Genomic DNA, 25,714 nt, shown 5'->3' with positions numbered 1-25,714 from the left:
GACGTTGCCAAGCGAAGGACCACTGTTGATGTATAATCGACGGTGGTTTTTTTATCCCTATTTGTGGATATCTTTTTGAATCCGGAAAATTTCATCCACAATCCCCTCTCTTTTTATATTGAAAAAAAGAGTTATGCACAGAAAAAACAATCGATTCTTGTAATTTTGTAGTTTTTCACAAAAAGTTCTCCACAAATTCACAAAATAATCCCCATAATACACAGAACGACGTTTTATACGTGATTTGAAGGATCATATCGTTCCCTGTCTAATATGATATTCACATTGTGAGTAACTTTAGTTGAAAGCGTTTGATGATATACTTTAGCGATGTTTCATGCAGTATGGCATGGTCTTAACCACTGTTTTGTTTATAGAGGTAAAACACTCAAACGCGTCCGTTCAATCATATGATCAAATGGATATAGACGATAAAAATAAAACCAAAAGCCCGCCGCAGCATAAATGCTGTGACGGGCTTTTTCCATGTCTTGACTATGAAATGGGGAGGAAAAGCAGGGTGAACGGCAGATTACTGCCGGAGGCCGGGGACAGCCAGAGCTCCACCTTCTCCTCCCGGTCCTTCGTCCGGTACAGCACGGTGGCGCTGTCCTGGGAGCTGGTGTTATGCTTGATATCCACGATCCGGTCATTCACCCTTGCCGAGCCCAAGTATCTTCCGCCGCGCGGATTGAAGGCGATGAGCGTGTTCGGCGCGACATGGTTCAGGATGATTTTATACAGTACGCCGTAATTGCCGGAATTGAAGGCAACGCTGTTCAATATCCCATCCATTCCCTGCTGAAAAGGATCCGTGGTATTGTCGGTGAGCGGCAGGCGCTCCGGCTCTTGTCCAACCTTACCGTCAAACGTGAACACACGGGTAGAATCCGCGAATGTTCCCCGGACGATCGACTCGAACGGGTTCAAGTCAGGCAGGGAGGGCAAAACCGCAACCGGGTCTTGATCCGCCCGGACCATCACCATGGTGTATTCAATCGGCCCGTCACTGGTCAGATCGGCGTTCATCGAGACGATGTCTCCGGGAGGAGCGGCATTGGCATTTAGCTCAGGGAAAAGGGCCACGCTTTCACCAGGTGCAATTTGCTGACTTGGCCGGGCGTTATCGGTCAGTGTGGACTCCAAATACCTTGATCCGGCGAGCCGCCCGGACAACTCGGGATATGGAGATGGCCCGGCGAAGCCGACATGTTCAACCTGAATTGATACATCCGTGTCATTCTTATTGGTGGCAATCAGGTAAAATCGGGCTTTGGTGCTGAGGTTGTTTTTGTGATGAACCATCAGGCGGGTTGGCCCGGAAATGGTATCCCGATACAGAATTCCTTCCTGATTGACCGTTTCCGGTCCGCTGGTGCGGAACAACATATACGGCTCGGTCGTGTAAGCATACGGCAGCGCTTTATAGGATAAAACCGCCTTGCCGCTAATATCGAAAGTACTGCCCGGTGGAGAGAAACGCTTGGCGTATTCTTCCTTGCTGTACATCACGTCGGATGTAATTTCAATCCGTTTGCTGTATGTCGAGGTTAGCCCGTGTTTGTCGGTCACCGTGAGCTTGATGTCAACCATACCGGCTTCGAAAAAGGCGGGATCGTTGTTCACCCATTCGCGGCTGGTAATCGCATCTTCGTCATCAGTACTCTCGTCATAGAAGGTCACCGGTTCACCGATCCGGTATTGATCTTTATCCGTTCTAAAATAAGCAGTCGGAGCTTCGTTCTTAGGCGTTTCTGTCGGCGTTTCCGCGCCGGATCCGGAATCCGGGCCCGAAGTCAAGCCGCCGGGGTACAGCGTGATTTGGTTTCCCGCGAGCGTGTACGGGATCTTAAAGGCAGCCGTCAGCGAGGTGAGCGGAACCATTAGGACGCCGTGGTCCTCGTAGGCTTCGCCGCGCATCATTTGCCGGTTTCCGTTGACTTCGTACATCTTCGTATGTATCCGGTACCAGGCTTCGGTACCGTCTGCGGCGACGCCGATTTTTTTGTTAGCAGCATCATAGGTTACCGTAAAACCCAAAAAGCCGGCGAGGGAGCGGAGACTGACATAGGTAACCCCCTGCCTCACCACCGTAGGGCGGCTTAAGGTATGGATGGCTCCGTTATTCTGGATCCGGCCGCTGTTTAGATAGATGACTGTTGCGGGACTTTGGTTCGCCCGTGTTGCGGACTCTTCTTGTGAGACTTCTGCGAAAACGGGAGATGCCTCGCAAGAGGCCAGCAGAATCGAGGCGGTGAGCAGAATGGCTTTTTGCATCTTCATGTTCGTGTTTAAACTCCTTTATGAATTGTAATTGAGTAAAATTAAAAGAATACGCCAAGAATACCGAGCGAAAGCGTTCATTTTGCGGCGATAATCATCGCTCCCAGCACAATAACGACGGCCCCGATCCAGCGGTTCAGCGGGACGCTCTCGCCGAAGACATACCAGGCGGCAAAAATACCGACCGCATAAGCCAGACTTTGCAAAGGGTAGGCCAGGCTTAAAGGCAGGCGTGACAGCACGACAAACCACAGCCCCGTGGCCAAGGCGTAAAGCGCAATCCCAAGCAAGATCCAGGGCGAGAACAGAACCGAAAAGAGATTACCCATGTGGATGCCCTCCTGCTGCTGCAGGCCGGTTTTCCAAGCCATTTGCCCGGCGACGAGGAGAATGATGTTGAGCAGAACCATCAGGTAGGCCATGTCAACGAATCACCTCCGCCATCCGTTCGTCGGAAGGAATCTGGGGCGGCTGAACAGACCGGCTATAAGCATGGTCATCCGACCGATAACGGGACCTTCTAAGGGAAGGTTCCGCTGTTTGGCTTCCTGTAACTTTAAGAAGAAGCTCACGCTTTGAATCTGGCGGATCAGCCGAAGCGCAACGATGCCGATCTTCAACCGGATTTTCAACAGACAGCTCCTGCTTATTGGTTGAATCATCATTTCGTTTAAAAGGCGCCGGAATAGAACCCTCCATCCCCTCGTCCGAATTACCGGCCTTATCTGCCGGCCCCCCAGTGGCCTCAGCTTCGAGCTTCTTAATGCGCTGCTCTTGCAACCCGAGCGTCTGGGTCAGCACAATAACCCGATGCGTGAGGGAAGAGACGGCCATCGTCAGATGAAGCAAAATAAACAGGACGGCTACCACGCTCAGCAAATAAAGCAGAGACGGGGGATAATAGATATGAATCCGCTGCGCGACGTTGTCGAGCAAGGACGGAAACAGGGACAGCGCCATCATGATGGCGCTCATCAGGAGCCAAAGCAGCGCGTACTGCTCCCGCAGCTTGCGCTTGCGGATCAAAACCAGGATCGTGCCGGCAAACGCCAGGCTGATGCAAAAACTGATGAAGTAAATATTAAGATTCATAGAGGTTTTCCCACGCTTTCCTTTTCATCGTTTTCATGAGCAGGACGGACAGGATGACCTTGGACATGTAATACACGGACTTTAGCGCCGATATGCTAGACACGCCGCCCTGCCGCTCATTCATGACGACCGGGATTTCGGTAAAGGACAGCTCCCGGTTGTAGAGCAGCATCAACGCTTCCACCTCGGGATAGTCGGCCGGATACTCCCTTGCAAACAGGGAGATGGCCCTTCTTCCGCATAAGCGGTAGCCCGAGGTAGGATCGGTAACGGTCCTTCCGGTTAACTTGCTGAGTAGGGTCGACAGCAGACCGATGCCCATTTTGCGCGCGAAGGTGGATTGAAAGCCTTGCTTGGTAATAAACCGTGAGCCGATCACCATATCGGCTCCTGTATCGGACATGGCGGACAGGAGCCGGCTTAGATCGCACGGATTATGCTGTCCGTCACCGTCAATCTGCACGGCGTAATCGTAATGATGATCCGCCGCGTAGCGGTAGCCGGTTTGTACCGCGCCTCCGATGCCTAAGTTGCAGGTCAGGTCGATGACATTGGCTCCGGCCGCCCGGGCGATCCGGCCGGTGGCATCGCTTGACCCGTCGTTGATGACGAGCACGTCCGCGTAGGGCGTGTCCTCTTGAAGCCGGCGGATCACCTGTGCGATGCCCTCGGCTTCGTTATAGGCCGGCACGATGACGAGAATTTTAGGAATTTGTTTATGATTTTCCATTCGGTTCGGCATAGGATACGGCTCCTTTCTGTGAATTGGATGATGATTTGGATAACTTAATCCATATCCAGCGGAGGATCGCGACGCCAACGATCGCATCCATCGTAATAATCAGCGGCATGGCGGTGTAGTTATAGCGGTACTCGGGAACGAAAGCCAGGCGGGTGACTGTCATAACCGCCACAATCAGCGTAAGAAGCGTCAACGACTGTCTCCACTTCCGGAGCGAAGCGATCAAAGCCAGCGGAGAGAACCAAACGAGCGCCACATGCAGCAGGCTGCCCAGCGGGCTCGGAAGCACGCGGTATAACGGTTTGTGGCCGCTGCCGAAGTACATATTCGAATAGATGTACTTGAGCTTGCCGACGGTGTACCATTTCACGAACTGCCACGTGTGCTGCGTAAAACCGACTTTTAACCGCTCCTTGGCGACTTCCATCTGGGTTTTGCCATGGCGGTCCACCAGGCCGTCATCGTAGTTTTTATTCGGGTAAGTGCCGGCTGCAAACGGATTGACCTGGGTCGAAGCGACGACCACCTCGTGCAGGGATACCATGTTGCGGATCACCCAAGGCGATAGGACGATGCCCATTCCGATACAGGTGAACAGCAGCAGCTTGATCGTGAGACGGAGTTCTTTTTTCCATAGAAAATGGAACACATACACCGGCGCGATCAAGATCAGAAACTCCGACCGGGTCAGTACCAGCAAACCCAGGGCGATTCCGCCAAGCAGAGCGAGAGTCCGCGTCTTTTTCTCAAAGGCATTGAGCTGCAGGCGGATATAAAGAACGAGAAAGAAGCAGGCCAGCGTCTCGGTCAAAACAGCCCCGTTGCTCCAGATAAACGGCGGATATACGCTGCTGACGAGGAGTACGATCAAGGATACCGTCGAACCGGCCAGCTTGCGTGCGATGGTGTACATCAGCCACAGCGTCGCGAGACTAAGACCGACCTGGATATATCGAATGTATGGGAACGGGTCATGGTGCTGATAATCCACCAGCTTGTACACAGCCGCCATGAACAGCGGGTATCCCGGGGTAACCTGGGCGTTCGGCTGAGTGTCCTTGTAGGCGTAAACGCCTTTTTCCAGCAGCTGCCGGACCATGATATCGTAATGTAAGGTGTCGTGCGAAACATGGTGGTTCACCGAGACGAGGAAATCGAGCCGCAAATACGCTGCCAGTGCGAAAATCAGCAGGATCAACATGATGAACAGCGGCTTTTTGTAAGTGGGAAAAAGCTTTGGAGATATCGTGTTCATTCGGGATTCTTACTCCTTCCTAGATGGACATGGAATGTACAGGGAGCATGCGTCCGATGCCTGATGTCCTCTTGTTGAATCCAAGAATACCGGAGACTTCTTAATGGGAGCCTACCCAAATGCTTAACATATGCTTAAGTTTTTCTGTTAAAAATGTGTCCGCGTTTAACTCTTACGGACAGGTTCCGGAAAATCGCCAAAGGGTTTGCCCCCTCAAACCGGACGAATAGTGTTGTGTCAAAAAATCGATATAAACGAAAAAAACTCCCGCCTGACGGCGGGAGCGACTCTTGAGTTTGCTTCGTTTCCTTTTTTACTTTCATTCGAAAATCGCGCGGAGCAAGGCAATCAAGCCCTGCACGGTATCTACGGTTACCGATCCCGTGCAATCAACAACTGACCTTTCTTACCGCGGGTTTCGCTCGCACGATGCGCTTCCGTAATTCCCTTGGCGTTAAAGGGGAAGATTCGATCAATATGAACCTTCAGCTTTTGGTCCTGGACTTTGCGAATCAGGGATAACCAATCGCTGCGATTCGGATTAACACGGACAAATTGAGCTTCGATTCCGCGAACGCTCGGATTCCGGTCGATTACCGGGGAGACGAGGGAGAGAAGCTTGCCTCCGTCCTTCAATACCGTGTAGCTTTTCCGCTCGGTTTCTCCGCCGTCTCTTACCATATCAAGCACGATATCTACCGGACGGACGGTTTCCCCAAAATCGGTTGTGGTGTAATCAATGACCTCGTCAGCTCTCAACTGCCGTACAAATTCATGATTCTCGGGACGGGCCGTGGCGATCACATAGGCTCCGTGTTGTTTGGCCAGCTGAACGGCGAGGTGGCCGACAGCCCCAGCACCCGCGTGGATTAAAATACGCTGTCCCGGCTGCAGTCGCCCGTACTGAAACAACGCCTGCCATGCGGTCAACCCGACGGCCGATAACGCAACGGTCTCCTCGAAAGAGAGCGTGGACGGGATAACCGTAAGTCTCTCTTCTTCCACTACCGCAAACTCTGCATAACCTCCGCCGGTCTCAGTCAACCCGATGACACGGTCCCCTTGCTTCACATGCGTTACATTCGCTCCAACTTCTCTCACTACGCCGGCGATTTCAACGCCGAGAATATGGGGGAACCGGAGGGGAATGATGTCCTGAAACGCGCCTGAGAGCATTAGATGGTCCCCGGAATTGACCGTGGTTGCGAACATCTCTACCAGCGTCTCCGTTTCTTTCAACTCCGGCTTGGCTATTTCTTGTTCTTGCAGGACATCGGAAGTCCCGTAATCGATCATTACGACCGCTTTCATATCATGCTCCTCCAATTCGATGCTGACGATAGCGATTCGTCATTTATTAGGGTTGTTTATCGGTTTACAGGGCGAGTATACTTTAATCAAACATATAACCCAAGTGTAGAACTACACCTGAACCGGGAGGAGGGGGAGAGAATGGTGCATGAAAATCGAAGCCCGCAGCAACAATTGTTGAAAGCGGCATTGGGAGAGATCGAAACGATCCGTATGAAGCGTCAACGCCAATATGCCGCCGACCAATCCCATCCTTCTTTAAAACGTTTCACGCAGCAGGAGCTGAATGACGAGGCCTGTCCAACATACAAAAACTTGCTGGTCGGACGATCGCGCAGATTGCCGGACCGTCAAACGATGCTTCGTATTGCCGAATACCTTGAATGCACGTCCGATGAGCGAAACGATCTGCTCGCGGCGGCCGGATATCTGCCGATTCATTCCGAATTGACGGGGTACTCCCTGGAGCACGAGCTTGAACAGGCACGCCGATTGATGAGAAACGTACCTCTTCCAGCGATGATTGTAACCTCTACGTTAGATATCGTGGAATTTAATGAGCCGTTCCGGCAGCTTTTTGAGATTCCAAGCCATTTATTTGTTAAAGACCGTATGACTTTAGTGGATTTTCACTTTAATTCCGATCTGCCCATACGCTCCCGTTCTACCTTCGATGCGGAATCGTTCGAAAAGTGGGAATCGCACGCCATCTTCGGTATGGAAGCTTTTAAGAGGAATCATCTGCTTTCGCGTCACGACGACTGGTATCACAGGCTGATTGGGAAATTAAACCAATACGGCGCTGCCGACAATTACTGGAATGTGGCGAAATATCCGGAATACGAGCAAAACCACTCCAAAATCATATTAGCCCGGACGGAAAGCGCAGGAGACCTAGTTCCAATCCGCTACAAGCAGATCTATCTTTCTGCCGGCAGAGGCATGTATCCTAGAGTCGGAGTATTCCTGCCGGTTGACGAACCGGCCCGCAAAACGTTTGCGCACTTAGGGTGCTCTATCGACTACGGTTCCATGTTATGCATGGTTTAGCCGCACTCCTCACACGGGGAGGCGGCTTTTGCGCCTTGTATCGTTTGGAAAAAAACATTATGCCGGCGCAGCTGCAGCGGGAAGCAGGGTTTCAAACGCGGTCTGCTTGGTAGAACTTTCCACGGAGATTTGTCCTCCGTGCACTTCAATGATGCTTTTCGTGATGGCCAGCCCGAGCCCGGTGCCGCCGGTAGATTTGGAACGCGATTTTTCGACGCGGTAGAATCGTTCAAATATATAGGGAATGTCCCGCTTCGGAATCGGTTCTCCGTAGTTGCAGATACGTATGCTGACGTGCCCGTCCTCTTGGGCGATATAAATGTCGATATACTTGCCGCTGCTTCCGTATTTGATCCCATTGGAAATCAAGTTTTCATACGCCCGAGCCAATTGATCCCCATCGGCCCGGATCATCACCGGCTGCTCCGGGGCGTGGATTTGAAGCGTCATGCCCGCCTTCTCCAGGCTGGGAACAAACTCCTCGGCCAGCTGCCGGAAGAACCCGACCACATCCAGTTCACGCAGATGAAGGGGCAAGCCGTTGTTGATCCGGGTGTATTCGAAAAGATCGTCGACGAGTTTTTTGAGGCTGAGCGATTTTTCATAGGCAATATTCATGTAGTACCGGAGCTCCACCTCATCGGTATAACGATCCTTATCGATGATTTCCAGAAAACCGAGAATGGAGGTCAGCGGGGTTCGCAGGTCATGGGAAACGCCTGTAATCAGATCGTTTTTCGTTTTTTCGGCGTTTCGCTCTTCCTGAATCGAATGGTTTAGCTGTTCGCTCATCGCATTGATGCTGTCCGCAATCCGGCCGAGATCATGGTTCTCCCTGACCGGGATTTGATAATCAAAATGCCCCTGAGCGATTTCGGTCAACCCGTGATTTATTTCATCGAGATAGGAGTGTACCTGTTCGGATAAGCTGTTGATGTTTCCTGCGATGGTACCAAGCTCATCGGCGGTTTTTACATCAGTGGAAGCGTGGAATCTGCCGCTTGCCATGTCCTCTAGAACAGCGGCAAGTTCCTTGGCGTAGAGAACGAGCGGCCGGGTGGCTGTTATATAGAGAAACGCAAAAAAGCTAATCCCGAATACTACGCCCGTGATCTTGGACCCGATATGGTTGATCACCCAGATGAGGGGCCGGTTATAGGGAGAATACGCGATCAAGTAGGAGGCGAGCAGCCAGCCGAGCAGCACGAACAGCAGCGTCAGTCCGGTACAACCGATGAAAATCGCAAGGAACTTCCAACGTATGCCGATATATACCTTGGTTTTCATCGACGCTACACCTCCTTCGCCGATTTCATTTTGTAGCCGATGCCCCAGACGGTTTTAATGAAAGCGGGATGCTGGGAATCCTTTTCGATTTTTTCGCGTAGCTTGCGAATATGGACCATGACCGTGTTTTTCGATTCCATAAACGGCTCGTTCCATACTTCCTCGTAAATTTTGTCCATGCTGAGCACGATTCCCTGATTGACGGCAAGCAGTTTCAAAATATCAAATTCGCGGGGCGTCAGCTTCACCTCCTGGTCATCCACCGTTACGGTGTGCGTTGCGATGTTGATCACCAAGTCGTCGATGACGATCTCGTCTTCGGCGGGGGTGCCGCGGTAGTTTAACAGCTTGTACCGGCGGAGCTGCGATTTGACCCGGGCGACCAGTTCCAGCGGATTAAACGGCTTGGTCACGTAATCGTCGGCACCGATGCTGAGGCCGGAAATTTTGTCGATATCCTGGCTTTTTGCCGACAGCATAATGATCGGCGTGTTGTTCTCCTCGCGGATTTTCATGCATGCTTGAATTCCGTCCATTCGGGGCATCATGACATCGAGAATGATCAGATCCACCGGATGGCTGCGCAGGATGTCCAAGGCTTCCAAGCCGTTAGACGCTTTATATAAAACGTATCCTTCATTTTTAAGATAAATTTCAATAAGCTCAATGATTTCTTTTTCATCATCAACAAGCAGGATGGCTTCTCTCGACATGCGGTATTTACACCTCTTTGAATAATATAAAAACTAGGAGTATGCTGTATGTATAGGATTATAAACCGGAACCCTTAACATAAAGGCCATGAATTTCTTAACATTTGCTTAATTTCCCGGTTGTTGATGTGGCTTTAGGATAAGCATTCCAATGCTTATTATACATAAAGAAGACTTGCGTCAGGCCGTAATCATGTGGGGAATTTCGGACAATGAAAAGGGTGCGCAAGGCGTACATGCAATTTTTACTTAAAAAGGGAGAGAAAGCCATGGGCAACAAATGGACGGAAACCTATCTGATTCATTCCAACGATATCGATTACAAATCGGAGACAAGGCTGTCGGTGCTGCTGTCGTTAGCGCAGAGAACGGCCGATGCCGATCTGGAGCAGCTAGGGGCGACGAGAGAACAGATGATTGAAGCGGGTATGGGCTGGATGCTGATGACGATGGATCTGCGCATCGGCCGGATGCCGAAGGCGCTGGAGGAAATCAAGATCGAGACCTGGAACAAAGGGCCGAAGGGAGCGCTGTGGCAGCGGGATTTCCGGATCTATGCCGGCGGAGAGATCATTGCCGAAGCATGCAGCATCTGGGCGCTGGTCGACATTCAAAAGCGGAGAATGCTGAGACCTTCCAAATTCCCGTTCGACGTCTACATCAATGAAGAGGATTCCGCCGGCGAAGCGCCGGATAAAGTCGCCATTCCGGAGGATATCGCCCTTCAGGACGCGTACCGGGCCGTGGTGCGTTACAGCGGGATCGATGCCAATCTGCATTTGAACAACGCCCGTTATGCCGATCTGTGCATGGACACGTTAACCAAGGATGAGCTCGCCGGCCTCGCGTGCGCGGGATTCCGGATCACGTATCATCACGAAGCCCGCTTGGGCGATGAAATTCAGGTCAAGAGGTCCGAGGTGGTTGACGGTCGCCTATATGTAAGCGGACAAGCAGCGGACGGAACGCATTATTTTGACGCCTATCTTCTATTAAAAGAAACGGACCGCAGCGATGGATAATTCGGCTTGGATCAGGGGATGGCTAAACGGTAAGGGGGGATAAGCATGCCGCATCGTAAACCGCTCAAAATCAACAACCAGCAAAATCGAGCGAGCAGGAAAGAGGAAAACGTAACGTTGCATCCGGATAAAGCTGCTAAATTTCCGCCGAGCCTGAACGAGATTCCGAAGCAGGAACAGGATTAGGCGCACACTGCACCACCCTAAATCCCTTCAGGAAGGTACCGTCATTAGACGTGATGCCCACTGAGGGGATTTTTGTTGTTTACACGATTTGAAACCGAATCGGTCGGGTTTCGTCCTCCTTTGCATTCGCAGCCGCAATCAATGTTATAATAGGACGGAAGAAAGGGTGGATACATAATGAAATCGCTCGTATTAGCCGAAAAACCGTCCGTGGCCCGCGAAATCGCGCGGGTGATGGGCAGCAGGGAAAAGCATAAGGGATATTTTGAAGGCCCACAATATATCGTGACTTGGGCGCTGGGGCATTTGGTCGGCCTTGCCGAACCCGAAGACTACGACCATAAGTACGCAACTTGGAACCTGGAGGATTTGCCGATTTTGCCGAAAACGATGAAGCTGAAGGTGCTCCGTGAAACCAGCCATCAGTTCAAAATCGTGCAGTCGCTGACCAAACGCCAGGACGTGAACAAGCTGATCATCGCCACCGACGCAGCGCGCGAAGGGGAGCTTTTGGCCCGGTGGATCATGAAAATGTCCCACTGGAACAAACCGTTCCAGCGCCTGTGGATTTCCTCGCAAACCGACAAAGCGATCAAGGAGGGGTTTGCTTCGCTGCGTCCGGGCAACCAGTTCGACCGTTTGTACGAGTCGGCGCGCTGCCGGGCCGAAGCGGACTGGATGATCGGGTTGAACGTCACGCGCGCATTGACCGTCAAATTCGGGGCGCAGCTGTCCGCAGGGCGGGTGCAGACCCCGACGCTGGGGATGATCATGAACCGCGAAAATGAAATCGTGAACTTCCGTTCGGAGGAATACGAGACGCTGAAGGCGGATTTTGGCAGCTTCACGGCTACCTGGCGCGGCAAAAACGGAGACGCCCGCATCTTCGAACGCCAGCAGACCGAAGCGATCAAAAAGAAGCTCGAAGGGCAATACGGCAAAGTAACGCAGGTGAAAAAATCGGAAAAGGTCGAGCCGCATCCGCTTGCTTACGACCTCACCGAACTTCAGCGGGACGCGAACCGCAAATACGGATTTTCCGCGAAGCAGACGTCCAACGTGCTGCAGCGCCTGTACGAGCAGCATAAGCTGGTCACCTACCCGCGCACGGACAGCCGGTATTTAACGTCGGATATGGTTCACACGCTGAAGGAACGCCTGGAAAGCGTGGCCGTCGGCCCGTATGCGCAGCTGGCCCGTCCGCTTTTGCGCAAAAACCTGCCAACGTCCAAACGGATCGTCGACGATTCCAAGGTCAGCGATCACCATGCGATCATTCCGACGGAAGAGACGGTGCTGCTGAATCAACTAAGTACGGAAGAACGCAAACTTTACGATTTGATCGTGCGCCGGTTTATCAGCCTGTTTTATCCGCCTGCGCGTTATGACAACGTCAGCGTGGTCGTGCAGGTCGAAGGAGAGCCGCTTCACGTCAAAGGCACCACCATCAAGGACGCCGGCTGGCGCGAAGTGTACGGCGCGGATGCGGATGATTTGTCCGACGACGACAACGACGGGGATGACGACGACAGTCCGGTGCTGCTCCCCGAGCTTCGCGAGGGCGATTCGGTGAAAGTGCAGCGCGTGCACGTCCAGAAAGGAAGAACGCTTCCGCCGAAGCGTTACACCGAAGCCAGCCTCCTCTCGCAAATGGAAAAGCATGGACTTGGAACGCCTGCGACGCGGGCCGACATCATCGAGAAGCTGATCAACTCCGACACGATCGAACGCCAAGGCAACCTGCTGCATCCAACGGGAAAAGGAAAACAGCTGATCGAGCTGGTAGCGCCCGAGCTGCGCACGCCGGAGCTGACCGCTCGCTGGGAAGCCGAGCTTGAAAAAATCGCCCGCGGCCAAGGCAAACCCGACCCGTTCATCGAGGGCATTCGCAAAATGTCCAAGGAATTGGTGTCCGAAGTCAAAAACAGCTCTGCAGGCTATAAGCCGCATAACGTCTCGAACAGCCACTGCCCGCAGTGCGGAACCCGGCTGCTTGAGAAAAAAGGCAAACGCGGCAAAATGCTGGTATGCCCGAGCGAGGACTGCGGCTACCGCCGTTCGGACGAAAAAAGGTTGTCCAACCGCCGCTGCCCGACATGCCATAAAAAAATGGAACTCAAGGAAGGCAAAGCCGGCCTGTACGTGCAATGCCTGCCGTGCGGATTTACCGAAACGCTCAATAAGGATCATAACCATGTCAACAAAAAGGAAGCGCGCAAGCTCGTTGAAAAATATGCCAAACAAGAATCTGCGGCCGTATCCAATCTGGGTGAGCTGCTGAAGGCCGCCATGGAGCAGAAAGACGGCAAATAAGGAAGGTTTTTGATCCCTAACGGCTGTATGCGACAAGGGAACACGGAATCGTTTGGAGTTTGTCCATTGTTTCCGCCCGAACGCGGATTTATAATGGAAGTAGGCAGTAAGAACGGAGGTGGTTCTCCGGGTGAGAACAGCCCTTTGGGTATGGTTTATTTTCATCAATGCAGTGGGCTACCTGGTCATGTCGGAAGACAAGAAAAGGGCAAGAAACAGGCGCGACCGCGTGCCGGAAAAAACGCTGTTTTTGCTGGCGGCCATCGGCGGGGCGCTTGGCGTATGGATCGCCATGTACCGCAAACGCCATAAAACCCGCCATTTAAGCTTCCGAATCGGCATCCCTCTGCTGCTGTTTATCAATGCCGTTCTTTACGCCTACTTTTTAAGGTGAGTTTTTGGCTTCAATGGAGGCGACAGCATTTTGCCGGGCATCATCGCATTTTCTTTCTGTTATAACGGTAGCGGAGTTTTATGACTCGTAACGCTTGCGCTAAAGTTTACTCCTTCGTCCAAAGGTTTAATAAAAAGGGACGGTACTTAAGCTTTAGCCGAAGTTGCGGCGGTTCTACAAAAAGAGGAAGAAGAGGTGGGTTCACATGTTATTCTCCAAAATCCTTCTGGCATACGACGGTTCCAAAGCTTCCAACCGGGCGCTCGACCGCGCGGCGGAACTCGCGCAAGCGGTTCCCGGCTCGGTTATCCAAGTCGTGCATGTGTTCGATTTTCCGCGCGTGTTTATCGGCGAGGGGCTCGCTCCGATTCCCGCCTCCGTGAACAAGGATTATTACGACCTTGCGGAACAGACGATCGAGGAAGCGAAGAAGCGGCTGAACGACGCGGGCGTCAATTACAGCACGGAGCTCATTCAGGGCGCGCCTGCGGAAACGATTTTGAAATATGCCGGAGATCATGATTCGGACGTAATCGTCATCGGCAGCCGGGGACTTGGCGGAATCCGTGAATTCGTGCTCGGCAGCGTCAGCCATAACGTGGTGCAGCATGCGCGCATACCTGTTCTTGTGGTCAAATAAAGTGAAAATATGAAAAATGTAAGCCAGTGTGCCGAACTCGAACGGTATGCTGGCTTGCTTTTTAGATGGATGGACGAAAAAACGAACATTATAATCGTTATTGATTCAATTGTTCGTGTTTGAGTTGACATGTGATGTAGGGGATTGTTAAACTGTAGGTGTAAGCCGCCTCATTCGGTGGCCTTCGACAATCATCAACCATTTTCAACTAAAAATGACTCGTATAACGCCGGGGATAAGGCCCGGAAGTTTCTACCCGGAAACCGTAAATTTCCGGACTACGAGGGAATACCGCTAGGAGAGGCTGAAGGCCTTTTTTCGGTCTTGGCGTCGGCCTTTTTGCCCGCGAGTTTTTCGGCGCGCCTTGCGTATTCCTGACATGGTCCGGTATCCTGAAAATCGACATTTTCCTGGGACCGGGCCTTTCGTTCTTTTTCCGGCTTTCACTAGATCAAACGCTTCACTTTAAAGACACACGCGCTTTGGCAAAAACCACAAAGAAAGTAGGTCGAAAAGATGTCAGCATCGGTCGCAGTGATCATGGGCAGCAAATCGGATTGGGAAACGATGCAGCACGCTTGCATGGTGCTCGATGAATTAAACATTCCATATGAGAAAAAGGTCGTTTCCGCGCATCGCACGCCGGATTTGATGTTTTCCTATGCGGAGGAGGCCGCGCAGCGCGGGATTAAAGTCATTATCGCCGGCGCAGGCGGAGCCGCGCATTTGCCGGGGATGGTCGCTTCCAAAACGGTGCTGCCGGTGATCGGCGTGCCGGTGCAAACGAAAGCGCTGAACGGCTTGGATTCGTTGCTGTCGATCGTGCAGATGCCTGGGGGCATTCCGGTGGCGACGGTAGCGATCGGGCAAGCCGGGGCGACCAACGCCGGACTGTTGGCGGCCCAAATCATCGGAGCGTCGGACCCTGTGATCCAGAACCGGGTACAGGCACGGCGGGATCACATCCGCAATGAAGTGCTGGAAAGCAGTGATTCGTTATGAGCAGCGTACAGCAAAGCCAACCTCAAGCGAAAACGCTCCTTCCGGGGGCGACGATCGGCGTATTGGGCGGAGGGCAGCTTGGACGGATGATGGCGCTCGCCGGAACGGCGATGGGCTACCGGTTCGTAACGCTCGACCCGACTCCCGATTCCCCGTGCGGACAGGTGACGCCGCAGATCGAAGCGGGCTACGGCGATGAAGAAGCTGCGCGGAAGCTGGCTGCCGGGTCGGACGTCATTACGTATGAATTCGAAAACGTCGACGCGGGCGTCGCCGCCCTGCTGGAACGGGAATCCTACGTGCCGCAAGGCAGCGCCCTGCTGTATACGACGCAGCACCGGCTGCGCGAAAAACAAGCGATCGAAGCGGCTGGCGTTCCCGTCGCCCCTTATCGCGAAGTAACCGATTTGCAAAGCTTGATCATCGCGGCCGGAGAGCTCGGTCTCCCCTGCGTGCTGAAAACGGCAACCGGAGGGTATGACGGCAAAGGGCAAGCGGTTATTCGCACGGCAGACGAATTGGAGACGGCATACCGGGAGCTGGCGGCATCCGGGAGAGAGCTGGTTTTGGAAAAGTTCATCGCTTTCGCCGCCGAAATTTCCGTTATCGCCGCCCGCAGCCCGAAAGGGGAAATCAAAAGCTTTCCCGTATCGGAAAACATTCACGTGAACGGTATTTTGCATTTGTCGATCGTCCCTGCAAGAGTCGAGGAAAGCATTCAGCGGGAAGCGCGGAAGCTGGCGGAACGGCTGGCGGAAAGCCTGAACGTGGCCGGACTTCTGGCCGTCGAGATGTTCGTGGCGGAGGACGGCGGACTGTACGTCAACGAAGTGGCGCCGCGTCCCCACAACTCCGGGCATTACACGATGGAAGCATGCGCCACCTCGCAGTTCGAGCAGCACATCCGGGCGATTTGCAACCTCCCGCTGGGCGATACGACGCTGCTCAGCCCGGTCGTCATGGTGAATGTGCTTGGACAGCATTTGGAAGAAGCCGTGAAGCTGGCGGGCGTTTCGGATCCTTCGCTGAACGAATTCGGCGTCGTGCCTAAGCTTCATTTATATGGAAAGACTGAAAGCAAGACCGGCCGCAAAATGGGCCATATCAACGTATTGTGCAAAGACGTCCAGCATGCGCTGGATTGGGTAGAACAAACTCATATTTGGAGGCAAGGATAATTCATGATCGAACGTTACAGCAGACCGGAAATGCGGGCCATTTGGACCGAGGAAAACAAGTTTAAAGCTTGGCTGGAAGTCGAGCTTTGCGCTTGCGAGGCGTGGGCGGAGCTCGGCGTCATTCCGAAGGAGGACACCAAGCTGCTGCGGGAGAACGCTTCTTTTAATATCGACCGTATCTACGAAATCGAGCAGGAAACGCGCCACGACGTGATCGCTTTTACGCGTACCGTGTCCGAAAGCCTTGGTGCGGAGCGCAAATGGGTGCATTACGGCTTGACCTCGACCGACGTGGTCGATACGGCGCTCGGCTACCTGCTGCGGCAGGCAAACGAGATCATCGAGCAGGATTTGATCCGCTTCATCGACATTTTGAAGGACAAAGCGATCGCCTACAAAGACACGCCGATGATGGGACGCACGCACGGCGTACACGCCGAACCGACAACGTTCGGACTCAAAATGGCTTTGTGGCATGAAGAAATGAAGCGGAACCTCGAGCGTTTCCGCCACGCGGCGAAAGGCGTGGAATTCGGCAAAATTTCCGGCGCGGTCGGCACATACGCGAACATCGATCCGTTTGTCGAAGAGTTCGTCTGCCGCAAGCTGGGCATCAGCCCGGCTCCGATTTCGACGCAAACGCTGCAGCGCGACCGCCATGCCGAATATATGGCGACGCTGGCGCTGATCGCGACGTCGATGGACAAATTCGCGACGGAAATCCGCGCCCTGCAAAAAAGCGAGGTCCGCGAGGTGGAAGAAGCTTTCGCAAAAGGCCAAAAAGGTTCGTCGGCCATGCCGCATAAACGCAATCCGATCGGCTGCGAGAACATTTCCGGCCTGTCCCGCGTCATCCGCGGCCACATGGTCACGGCGTACGAAGACGTGGCGCTGTGGCATGAGCGCGATATTTCGCATTCCTCGGTGGAGCGCATCATTTTGCCGGATGCAACGATGCTGATCAACTACATGCTGAACCGCTTCGGCAATATCGTGAAAAATTTGACGGTATTCCCGGAAAACATGAAGCGCAACATGAGCCGCACCTTCGGCGTGCCGTTCTCCGGACGCGTCATGACCAAGCTGATCGACAAGGGCTTCAGCCGCGAGCAGGCGTACGACACCGTGCAGCCGCGCGCAATGCAGGCATGGGAGGAGCAGCGCCAATTCCGCGAGATTATCGAGGCTACGCCGGAAATTACGAGCGTGCTTAGCGCGGAAGACATCGAAGACGCGTTTAACCCTACCTGGCATTTGAAGCATGTGGATACGATTTTCAAGAAGCTAGGTTTAGTATAAAGAAAAAAGTGGATCAACATTGGATAGGGATTGAAGAAGTTAGCGGAGGGGACGGAATCGTTCTGAAGAAGTGGTAACGTTCGCCTTTGTGAGCGGATTTCTACCATAATAAATTAGGTTAAATCATTGAAATCCGGGAACAACAGCGATCGGAAGAACGATCCGTAACCGCAGCGGTCAACTTCGCCAATGAGTTAATATCCAATGTTGATTCACAAAATGGGGAGGATTCACATGACATCACCGGCCGTATCCACCGCAGTGGAACTTGTTGATGCGCCGCTGCTTTACAAAGGCAAGGTTCGCGAGCTGTACGATCTGGGGGAACATACGCTGATCGTCGTCACGGACCGGATATCCGCGTTTGATTACGTGCTCGAGCCTGCCGTGCCGGAAAAAGGAAACGTCCTGAACCGGCTCAGCGCCTTCTGGTTCGACCAAACCCGGGAGTTGATGGATAACCACGTAGTGCATACCGATGCGGAGCGCCTGGGCGAGATCGCGAAGGACAAAACGCTTCTGAAGGACCGGATCATGGTCGTCCGCAAAGCGAAGCGCATCGATATCGAATGCGTGGTCCGGGGTTATATCACCGGAGGCGGCTGGAAGCAGTATCAAGCGACGGGCGAGATTAACGGGATCAAGCTTCCCGAGGGCATGCGGAAAAACGAGGCTTTTCCGGAGCCGATCTTTACGCCGGCCGCGAAAAACGACGTCGGGCACGACGAAGACATTTCGATGGACCGGATGAAAGAAATTGTCGGCGAGGACCTTGCCCTCGAGCTGCAGGAGAAAAGCCTGAAGCTGTACGGCTTTGCCAGAGATTACTGCGCGGAGCGCGGCATCATTTTGGCGGATTGCAAGTTTGAATTCGGTATTTTGGACGGCCGGGTCATCCTCATTGACGAAATTTTCACTCCGGATTGCTCCAGGTTTTGGGCCAAGGAAAAATATGCGCTGGACATCGAGATCGACAGCATGGACAAGCAGCCTGTCCGCACGTACCTGGCGTCAACGACGTGGGATCAAAACAGCCAGCCGGATCCGCTTCCTGCGGATGTGGTGGAAGAAACCACCCGCCGGTACCAGGACATTTATCATCGGTTGACCGAGCGGGCGTAAGGCCGCTTACGAAATATATTTTCTTCGGTTCAATTGAAGAAGTGGAAGTAGCGAAGGGGACGGAATCGATTCTTACGAAGCTGCAAGTTTTTTAAAAAAGCTGTTTCGGAGGCATAAGCTTGCGTTCGCCTAAGAGCTTTCCAAAGGAAAGCTGGCATCGATAGCATATGCTTGCGAGCGGATTTCTACCATAATAAATTAGGTTAAATCATTAAAATCCGCGAACAACAGCGATCGGAAGAACGATCCGTATCCGCAGCGGTCCACGCCGCGTAATGTCACATACTTCTAAGATTGAAATATAGCATTTATCATAAGCTCATTCTATCGATCTAACCTGAGGAGGAACTAGAGGAATATGTTGAAAGCTACGGTCTATGTCACGATTAAGCAGGGCGTACTTGATCCGCAAGGCGTTGCGGTGCAGGGAGCGCTGCATTCGATGGGTTTTCAGGAAGTAGAGAGTGTGCGCATCGGCAAATATATGGAGCTTAGCCTGGACACGAATGACCGTGCCGAGGCCGAGCGCCGCGTCAAAGAGATGTGCGAAAAGCTTTTGGCGAACACGGTGGTTGAGGATTACCGTTACGAATTGGAGGGCTAACATCCATGAAATTTGCAGTTCTCGTTTTTCCTGGCTCCAACTGCGACATCGACTGCTACAAAGCGGTGCAGGAAGTTGGAGAGCCTGTCGATTACGTGTGGCATACCGCGACCGATCTTTCCGCATATGACTGCATTTTGGTTCCGGGCGGATTTTCGTATGGCGATTACCTGCGCTGCGGGGCGATTTCCCGGTTTGCGCCGGTCATGAACGAAGTGGCGAAAGCCGCGGAAGAGGGCAAATACATTCTCGGCATCTGCAACGGGTTTCAAATTTTGACGGAAGCGGGATTGCTGCCCGGCGTACTGCTTCGCAACAACTCGTTGAAATTCCGCTGCCATGACACGGTGCTTAAGGTCGTGAACAATAAAAACCCGTTTACGAACGATTTTGCGCCGAACGAAGAGATCGTCATCCCGATCGCGCATGGCGAAGGCAATTATTATTGCGACGAAGAGACGCTGAAAGAGCTTCAGCAAAATAACCAGATCGTGTTTACGTACAAAGACAATCCGAACGGCTCCCTGGCCGATATTGCCGGCATTTCGAACAAACGGGGCAACGTCGTCGGCATGATGCCGCATCCGGAGCGGGCGGTTAAGGACCTGCTCGGCTCGGCGGACGGAAAACGCATGTTTACATCAATCCTGAAAGCTTGGAGGGATACCCATGGCACAGCAAGTGTCCGCTAAGGAACCGACCGCACAGCAGATTGCGGAACAGAAAATTTATCAGCAGTTTGGCGTATCGGACAGCGAATACGAACTGATTTGCTCGTTTATGGGCCGCCTTCCGAACTACACGGAGATCGGCGTTTTCAGCGTCATGTGGTCCGAGCATTGCGCCTATAAAAACTCGAAGCCGCTGCTTCGCCGCTTCCCGACCAGCGGACCGCGCGTCCTGATGGGACCGGGCGAAGGCGCGGGCATCGTCGACATCGGCGACAACCAAGCCGTCGTGTTCAAAATCGAAAGCCATAACCACCCGTCGGCGGTTGAACCTTACCAAGGCGCAGCAACCGGGGTAGGGGGCATTATCCGCGATATTTTCTCGATGGGCGCAAGACCGGTGGCCCTCTTGAACTCGCTTCGTTTCGGCAAGCTGGAGAGCGATCGCGTCAAATACTTGTTTGAGCATGTCGTTTCCGGCATCGCCGGTTACGGCAACTGCATCGGCATTCCGACCGTGGCGGGCGAAGTGATGTTCGACAACAGCTACGACGGCAATCCGCTCGTTAATGCGATGTGCGTCGGCCTGATCGATCATGACAAAATCCAGCGCGGCGTCGCCAAAGGCGTCGGCAACCCGGTATTTTACGTCGGACCTCCGACGGGCCGCGACGGCATTCACGGTGCGACGTTCGCCTCCGTTGAGCTGAGCGAAGAGTCGGAAGCCAAGAAAACGGCCGTTCAGGTCGGCGATCCGTTCATGGAAAAACTCGTGATGGAAGCCTGCCTCGAACTGATCGACACCGGCATCGTGCTTGGCATTCAGGATATGGGCGCGGCGGGTCTCACCTGCTCCAGCGCGGAAATGGCGAGCAAGGCGGGCAACGGCCTCGAGCTGTACCTGGACCAGGTGCCGCAGCGCGAAGAAGGCATGACGCCGTACGAAATGATGCTTTCCGAATCGCAGGAACGGATGCTGTTCGTCGTTGAACCGAAGGACGAAGCGCAGGCGATGGAAATTTTCGAGCGTTGGGGCGTCATCTGCGCCAAAGTCGGCAAAGTCACCGACGACGGACGTTTGAAGCTGTTCCATCATGGCGAGCTGGTCGGCGACATGCCGGTACAGGCGCTTGTCGACGAATGCCCTGTATATGAGAAACCATCGAGCGTGCCTGCTTATTATGTAGAAAATGAAAACGTAGATACGCTGCGTTATAACGAAGTCAAAGATTTGGGCGGCGCTTTGAAAAAGGTGCTGGCTTCCCCGACCGTAGCGAGCAAAGCATGGGTGTACAACCAATACGACTATATGGTCCGCACCAGCACGGCGGTGCGCCCGGGTTCGGATGCGGCGGTGATCACGATCGACGGCACGCGCAAAGGGCTCGCCATGACGACGGACTGCAACGGCCGTTACGTGTACCTCGATCCGGAGGTCGGCGGTAAAATCGCCGTCAGCGAAGCAGCGCGCAACATCGTTTGCTCCGGTGCGGAGCCGCTGGCGATTACGGACAACCTGAACTTCGGCAGCCCGGAAAAGCCGGACATTTTCTGGCAAATGGAACGCGCGGTAGACGGTATGGCCGAAGCCTGCCGCGTGCTGGATACGCCGGTCATCGGCGGCAACGTCAGCTTGTACAACGAAAACGCAAGCGGCGCGATTTACCCGACGCCGGTGGTCGGCATGGTCGGCCTGCTGCATGATACGGACCATATTACAACCCAAGGCTTCAAACAGGGAGGCGACGTCATCTTCCTGCTCGGCGACACGAAAGCCGAACTTGGAGGCAGCGAATTCCAATATGCCGTTCACGGCGTTACGGAAGGACGGCCTCCGGCATTGGATTTGAATACGGAGAAAAAACTGCTTGCCGGCGTGCTCGGCGCCATTCAAGGCGGACTCGTGCAGTCCGCGCATGACCTGTCCGAAGGCGGCCTCGCGGTCGCATTGGCGGAATCCTGCATCAGCGGTTCCATCGGCGCCCAAGTGTCCCTAAGCACGGAATTGCGCAGCGATGTGGCGCTTTTCAGCGAATCGCAATCCCGCATTCTGCTGTCTGCAAGCCAAGAACAAGCCGACAAGCTGGAGGCGTATTTGACCGAACGCGGAGTACCCGTGGCACGGATCGGCTCCGTCGGCGGCGAAAGTCTCGTAGTGACGATTAACGACGCGCAGGCATTGAACGAACCGGTGGCAGGACTGCGCCAAGTCTGGGAGGATGCGATCCCATGTCTCATGAAATAGCATCTCAGCCGCTGTGGACCGGAGACTATTATAACGAAGGAGCGGGCAAAGAAGGCCTGTTCGACAAATTAAAAGAGGAATGCGGCGTATTCGGGGTGTATGGACACCCCGATGCCGCATCCCTTTCCTATTACGGGCTGCACGCCCTGCAGCACCGCGGGGAAGAAAGCGCCGGGATTTGCGTCAGCGACGGGAAGGAGTTTCATTTTCACCGCGGGATGGGTTTGGTGAAGGAGGTCTTCGACAAAGACCTGTTGTCGTCTCTTACCGGCTCCATTTCCATCGGCCATGTCCGTTATTCGACCAGCGGCGACAGCAAGCTGGCGAACGCGCAGCCGCTTGTGTTCAAATACCGCGCAGGCGATCTCGCCGTGGCGACGAACGGCAACATCGTCAATGCGCCGCAAATCCGGCGCGAGCTCGAGGAAAGCGGCTCCATCTTCCAGACGACCAGCGACACCGAAGTGATCGCGCATTTGATCGCCCGTTCCTCGAAGGATTTGGTCGAGGCGGCCAAGGACGCGTTTAACCGCATCGTCGGCGGTTATGCATTCCTGATCATGACCAACGACAAGCTGCTGGTAGCCTCCGATCCTCACGGGCTGCGTCCGCTCAGTATGGGCAAACTCGGCGATGCCTACATTTTTGCTTCCGAGACGTGCGCGTTTGAGACGATCGGCGCGGAATTCGTGCGCGATATCGAGCCGGGCGAGCTTCTGGTGCTGGATCGCGAAGGACTTCATGAGGGGCGTTTTGACGAGAAAAAACACCGCAAAGCGCTGTGCGCGATGGAATACATCTATTTTGCCCGTCCCGACAGCGACATGAACGGCTCGAACCAGCATTCGGCGCGCAAGCGCATGGGCAGCCGGATGGCGATCGAATCGTTTGTCGATGCGGACATCGTGACCGGCGTTCCGGATTCGAGCATTTCGGCGGCCATCGGTTATGCCGAGCAAACCGGTATTCCTTACGAGCTGGGCCTCATCAAAAACAAATACACCGGCCGGACGTTCATCCAACCGAGCCAGGAGCTGCGCGAGCAGGGCGTGAAGATGAAGCTGAGCGCCGTCCGCCGCGTAGTGGAAGGGCAGCGCGTCGTTATGATCGACGATTCGATCGTGCGCGGCACGACCTCGAGACGGATCGTCAATCTGCTCCGCGAAGCGGGCGCCGTCGAGGTGCATGTGCGGATTACGTCGCCGCCGTTCAAAAACCCTTGCTTTTACGGCATCGACACGCCGGACCGGCGCGAGCTGATCGCTTCGTCACGAACCGTCGAAGAAATTTGTCGCGAGATCAATGCGGATTCGCTGGCGTTTTTGAGCCCGGAAGGCTTGATCACGGCGATTGCGGGCAATAACGAGGCGGATCATAAAGGCGGGCTCTGCCTGGCGTGTTTTGATAACGATTACCCGACGCGCCTGGATTTCGACGGCGAAGAGAAGTTCGGTTGCAGCTGCTGATCGGATCATGCAGGGCTGGAGGCTCAAAAGTTCAATATATAAAACATTTATCTCGTGTACTTTAAAGCCTGCAATCGGAATTCATTCATAAAAAAGCAAATTCCTGACTTAAAGCTGCATTTATCAATTCATATTACCCATTGGAAGGGAAGTGTCGTGGGAAGTGTCTGAAGCCTACAAAAACGCCGGCGTCGATATCGCGGCAGGGAATGAAGCGGTAGAACGCATGAAAAAGCACGTGAAACGGACGTTCCGTCCCGAAGTGATGACCGATCTCGGCGGCTTCGGTGCATTGTTCGGATTAAACAAGGATAAATATGAGGAGCCGGTGCTCGTGTCGGGCACGGACGGGGTCGGCACGAAGCTGAAAATCGCTTTTGCGATGGACCGCCATGATACGATCGGGATCGACGCTGTCGCCATGTGCGTGAACGATATCGTGGTGCAGGGCGCCGAGCCGCTTTTTTTCCTGGATTATCTTGCATGCGACAAAGTCGTGCCCGAAAAAATCGAAGCCATCGTGGCCGGCATCGCCGAGGGCTGCCATCAGGCGGGTTGTGCGCTGATCGGCGGCGAAACGGCTGAAATGCCCGGCATGTACGCCGAAGGCGAATACGACATTGCCGGCTTTACCGTAGGCGTCGTCGACAAAAGCAAAATCATTAGCGGCGCGGGCATTGCCCCTGGCGACGCGGTGATCGGACTCTCGTCCAGCGGCGTGCACAGCAACGGCTTTTCCCTGGTCCGCAAGCTGCTCCTGGAGCAGGAAGGCTACAGCCTGCAGGATTCGGTTCCGGAGCTTGGAGGCACTTTGGGAGACACGCTTCTCGCGCCCACAAAAATTTACGTCAAACCGTTGTTGGCCCTTCTGGAGCAGATGCCGGTCAAAGGCATGGCGCACATCACGGGCGGCGGATTCATCGAAAATATTCCGCGGATGCTGCCGGATGACGTCAACGTCGACATCGAATACGGCTCCTGGCCGATTTTGCCGATCTTTGAACTGATGCAGCGTAAGGGCTCTATTTCCAATCGGGATATGTTCACGACTTTTAATATGGGCATAGGCCTTGTGCTTGTCGTCAACGCTGAAGACGCAGAGAGAGCGGTCGCCTTTTTGAAAGAACAAGGGGAAGAGGCTTATCTCATCGGCAAGGTGACGGAAGGCGAATCCATCGTGACGTTTACGGGAGCTGAAGTTTAATGGGCGTTTACCGTATTGCCGTCTTTGCCTCGGGCGAAGGCAGCAATTTTCAAGCGTTGGCCGAAGCGGCAAATGCAGGCAAGCTGGGCGGGGCGGAGATCGCGCTGCTCGTTTGCGACAAACCTTCCGCTCCCGTCGTGGGCCGGGCCGAGCGGCTGGGCATTCCAGCCTTTCTGTTCAAACCGAAGGATTACGACTCCCGGGAAGCTTATGAGCGCGAAATCGTCGAAAAGCTTGAGGCGCATGGCGTGGATCTTGTCGTGCTTGCGGGATACATGCGGTTGTTGACACACGTCATCGTCGAAAAATACGCCGGGCGCCTCATCAACATCCATCCGTCGCTGCTGCCGGCTTTTCCCGGCAAAGATGCGATCGGACAGGCTTTGGCATACGGCGTGAAGGTGAGCGGGGTTACGGTTCATTTTGTCGATGAAGGGATGGATACCGGACCAATTATCGCTCAGGCGGCGATCCCGATCGCTTCGGGCGAAACGTCCGAGTCTTTTGCGGAGGCGGTTCATGCGGTGGAAAGAGAACTGTACCCCGAGGTCGTATCCTGGTTTGCCCAAGGACGGGTCAAGCTTGAGGGGAGGCAGGTTACGGTCTCGAATTTTTAAAGGCAATGATTGCGCTTCACA

At 53.9% G+C, this 25,714-nt stretch carries 24 protein-coding genes and 1 riboswitch; of the genes, 16 read left to right on the top strand and 8 right to left on the bottom strand.

All coding sequences use genetic code 11. The features are described from left to right. Nucleotides 1-495 precede the first annotated feature (495 nt). The 6 genes from GQY55_RS27220 to GQY55_RS27195 all read right to left on the bottom strand — a co-directional run bounded on the left by GQY55_RS27220 (nucleotide 496) and on the right by GQY55_RS27195 (nucleotide 6,683). Entirely contained in the window at nucleotides 496-2,283 is a 1,788-nt protein-coding gene (locus GQY55_RS27220) for a stalk domain-containing protein (protein WP_160045065.1), read from the bottom strand. 77 nt (nucleotides 2,284-2,360) lie between these two features. Continuing rightward, complete coding sequence (locus GQY55_RS27215; RefSeq protein WP_160045064.1) at nucleotides 2,361-2,705, bottom strand: EamA family transporter; 345 nt, start codon at nucleotides 2,703-2,705, stop codon at nucleotides 2,361-2,363. Between the two features lies 1 nt (nucleotide 2,706). After that, the gene (locus GQY55_RS31655; protein ID WP_236575903.1) at nucleotides 2,707-3,375 is read right to left on the bottom strand and encodes a DUF2304 domain-containing protein; all 669 of its coding nucleotides are present in this window, start codon (nucleotides 3,373-3,375) and stop codon (nucleotides 2,707-2,709) included. Further along, nucleotides 3,365-4,105: a glycosyltransferase family 2 protein gene (locus GQY55_RS27205; protein WP_236575902.1), complete on the bottom strand. Its 741-nt coding sequence runs from the start codon at nucleotides 4,103-4,105 to the stop codon at nucleotides 3,365-3,367. The genes GQY55_RS31655 and GQY55_RS27205 overlap by 11 nt, the downstream gene beginning before the upstream one ends. Further along, a complete protein-coding gene (locus GQY55_RS27200) occupies nucleotides 4,092-5,372 on the bottom strand; it encodes a glycosyltransferase family 39 protein (protein WP_160045062.1) in 1,281 nt (426 codons plus the stop codon). Before GQY55_RS27200 ends, GQY55_RS27205 begins: the two co-directional genes overlap by 14 nt. Nucleotides 5,373-5,744: 372 nt before the next feature. Further along, the gene (locus GQY55_RS27195; protein WP_160045061.1) at nucleotides 5,745-6,683 is read right to left on the bottom strand and encodes an NADP-dependent oxidoreductase; all 939 of its coding nucleotides are present in this window, start codon (nucleotides 6,681-6,683) and stop codon (nucleotides 5,745-5,747) included. 141 nt (nucleotides 6,684-6,824) lie between these two features. On the opposite strand from GQY55_RS27195, the gene GQY55_RS27190 reads away from it, so the two are divergent. Next, nucleotides 6,825-7,733 carry an MmyB family transcriptional regulator gene (locus GQY55_RS27190; RefSeq protein WP_160045060.1) on the top strand — a complete coding sequence of 303 codons (909 nt, stop codon included), beginning with the start codon at nucleotides 6,825-6,827 and terminating at the stop codon, nucleotides 7,731-7,733. Nucleotides 7,734-7,790: 57 nt separating this feature from the next. Here GQY55_RS27190 and GQY55_RS27185 read toward each other — a convergent pair whose 3' ends face one another. Both GQY55_RS27185 and GQY55_RS27180 read right to left on the bottom strand, forming a co-directional pair. Continuing rightward, on the bottom strand, nucleotides 7,791-9,020 hold the full coding sequence (locus GQY55_RS27185) for a sensor histidine kinase (RefSeq protein ID WP_160045059.1): 1,230 nt from the start codon (nucleotides 9,018-9,020) through the stop codon (nucleotides 7,791-7,793). A 5-nt stretch (nucleotides 9,021-9,025) separates the two neighbouring features. Further along, nucleotides 9,026-9,733, bottom strand: coding sequence for a response regulator transcription factor (locus GQY55_RS27180; RefSeq protein ID WP_160045058.1), 708 nt, complete (start codon nucleotides 9,731-9,733; stop codon nucleotides 9,026-9,028). A gap of 269 nt (nucleotides 9,734-10,002) precedes the next feature. On the opposite strand from GQY55_RS27180, the gene GQY55_RS27175 reads away from it, so the two are divergent. The 15 genes from GQY55_RS27175 (at nucleotide 10,003) to purN (ending at nucleotide 25,693) form a co-directional block, all read left to right on the top strand. Further along, nucleotides 10,003-10,755 (top strand): acyl-[acyl-carrier-protein] thioesterase, encoded by a 753-nt coding sequence (locus tag GQY55_RS27175; RefSeq protein ID WP_160045057.1) that lies wholly within the window; start codon nucleotides 10,003-10,005, stop codon nucleotides 10,753-10,755. Nucleotides 10,756-10,800: 45 nt separating this feature from the next. Next, nucleotides 10,801-10,941, top strand: a complete 141-nt coding sequence (locus tag GQY55_RS31130) for a hypothetical protein (RefSeq protein ID WP_201452252.1) — start codon at nucleotides 10,801-10,803, stop codon at nucleotides 10,939-10,941. Nucleotides 10,942-11,118: 177 nt separating this feature from the next. Then, the gene (locus GQY55_RS27170; protein ID WP_160045056.1) at nucleotides 11,119-13,254 is read left to right on the top strand and encodes a DNA topoisomerase III; all 2,136 of its coding nucleotides are present in this window, start codon (nucleotides 11,119-11,121) and stop codon (nucleotides 13,252-13,254) included. A gap of 130 nt (nucleotides 13,255-13,384) precedes the next feature. After that, a complete protein-coding gene (locus tag GQY55_RS27165; protein WP_160045055.1) occupies nucleotides 13,385-13,648 on the top strand; it encodes a DUF1294 domain-containing protein in 264 nt (87 codons plus the stop codon). 205 nt (nucleotides 13,649-13,853) lie between these two features. Further along, a complete protein-coding gene (locus GQY55_RS27160; protein ID WP_160045054.1) occupies nucleotides 13,854-14,288 on the top strand; it encodes a universal stress protein in 435 nt (144 codons plus the stop codon). 199 nt (nucleotides 14,289-14,487) lie between these two features. Then, nucleotides 14,488-14,589: riboswitch (purine riboswitch) on the top strand. Nucleotides 14,590-14,804: 215 nt separating this feature from the next. Further along, nucleotides 14,805-15,290, top strand: a complete 486-nt coding sequence (gene purE, locus GQY55_RS27155) for a 5-(carboxyamino)imidazole ribonucleotide mutase (protein WP_160045053.1) — start codon at nucleotides 14,805-14,807, stop codon at nucleotides 15,288-15,290. Beyond that, nucleotides 15,287-16,468, top strand: coding sequence for a 5-(carboxyamino)imidazole ribonucleotide synthase (gene purK / locus GQY55_RS27150; RefSeq protein WP_160045052.1), 1,182 nt, complete (start codon nucleotides 15,287-15,289; stop codon nucleotides 16,466-16,468). The genes purE and purK overlap by 4 nt, the downstream gene beginning before the upstream one ends. A gap of 3 nt (nucleotides 16,469-16,471) precedes the next feature. Then, nucleotides 16,472-17,767, top strand: coding sequence for an adenylosuccinate lyase (gene purB, locus GQY55_RS27145; protein WP_160045051.1), 1,296 nt, complete (start codon nucleotides 16,472-16,474; stop codon nucleotides 17,765-17,767). 234 nt (nucleotides 17,768-18,001) lie between these two features. After that, nucleotides 18,002-18,889 (top strand): phosphoribosylaminoimidazolesuccinocarboxamide synthase, encoded by an 888-nt coding sequence (locus GQY55_RS27140; RefSeq protein WP_160045050.1) that lies wholly within the window; start codon nucleotides 18,002-18,004, stop codon nucleotides 18,887-18,889. Between the two features lie 358 nt (nucleotides 18,890-19,247). Further along, nucleotides 19,248-19,493 (top strand): phosphoribosylformylglycinamidine synthase subunit PurS, encoded by a 246-nt coding sequence (purS, locus tag GQY55_RS27135; RefSeq protein ID WP_160045049.1) that lies wholly within the window; start codon nucleotides 19,248-19,250, stop codon nucleotides 19,491-19,493. A gap of 5 nt (nucleotides 19,494-19,498) precedes the next feature. Further along, nucleotides 19,499-20,185, top strand: coding sequence for a phosphoribosylformylglycinamidine synthase subunit PurQ (purQ, locus tag GQY55_RS27130; protein ID WP_160045048.1), 687 nt, complete (start codon nucleotides 19,499-19,501; stop codon nucleotides 20,183-20,185). Next, a complete protein-coding gene (purL, locus tag GQY55_RS27125) occupies nucleotides 20,163-22,406 on the top strand; it encodes a phosphoribosylformylglycinamidine synthase subunit PurL (protein WP_160045047.1) in 2,244 nt (747 codons plus the stop codon). The genes purQ and purL overlap by 23 nt, the downstream gene beginning before the upstream one ends. Then, a complete protein-coding gene (gene purF, locus GQY55_RS27120) occupies nucleotides 22,391-23,872 on the top strand; it encodes an amidophosphoribosyltransferase (RefSeq protein WP_160045046.1) in 1,482 nt (493 codons plus the stop codon). Before purL ends, purF begins: the two co-directional genes overlap by 16 nt. A gap of 163 nt (nucleotides 23,873-24,035) precedes the next feature. Continuing rightward, nucleotides 24,036-25,076 carry a phosphoribosylformylglycinamidine cyclo-ligase gene (gene purM, locus GQY55_RS27115; protein ID WP_160045045.1) on the top strand — a complete coding sequence of 347 codons (1,041 nt, stop codon included), beginning with the start codon at nucleotides 24,036-24,038 and terminating at the stop codon, nucleotides 25,074-25,076. Next, nucleotides 25,076-25,693, top strand: coding sequence for a phosphoribosylglycinamide formyltransferase (purN, locus tag GQY55_RS27110; protein ID WP_160045044.1), 618 nt, complete (start codon nucleotides 25,076-25,078; stop codon nucleotides 25,691-25,693). The genes purM and purN overlap by 1 nt, the downstream gene beginning before the upstream one ends. Nucleotides 25,694-25,714: the final 21 nt, after the last annotated feature.

It is taken from the genome of Paenibacillus sp. USDA918EY (assembly GCF_009870825.1).
GTDB lineage: Bacteria > Bacillota > Bacilli > Paenibacillales > Paenibacillaceae > Paenibacillus_AQ > Paenibacillus_AQ albilobatus.
This window is presented reverse-complemented; position numbering and strand designations above follow the sequence as displayed.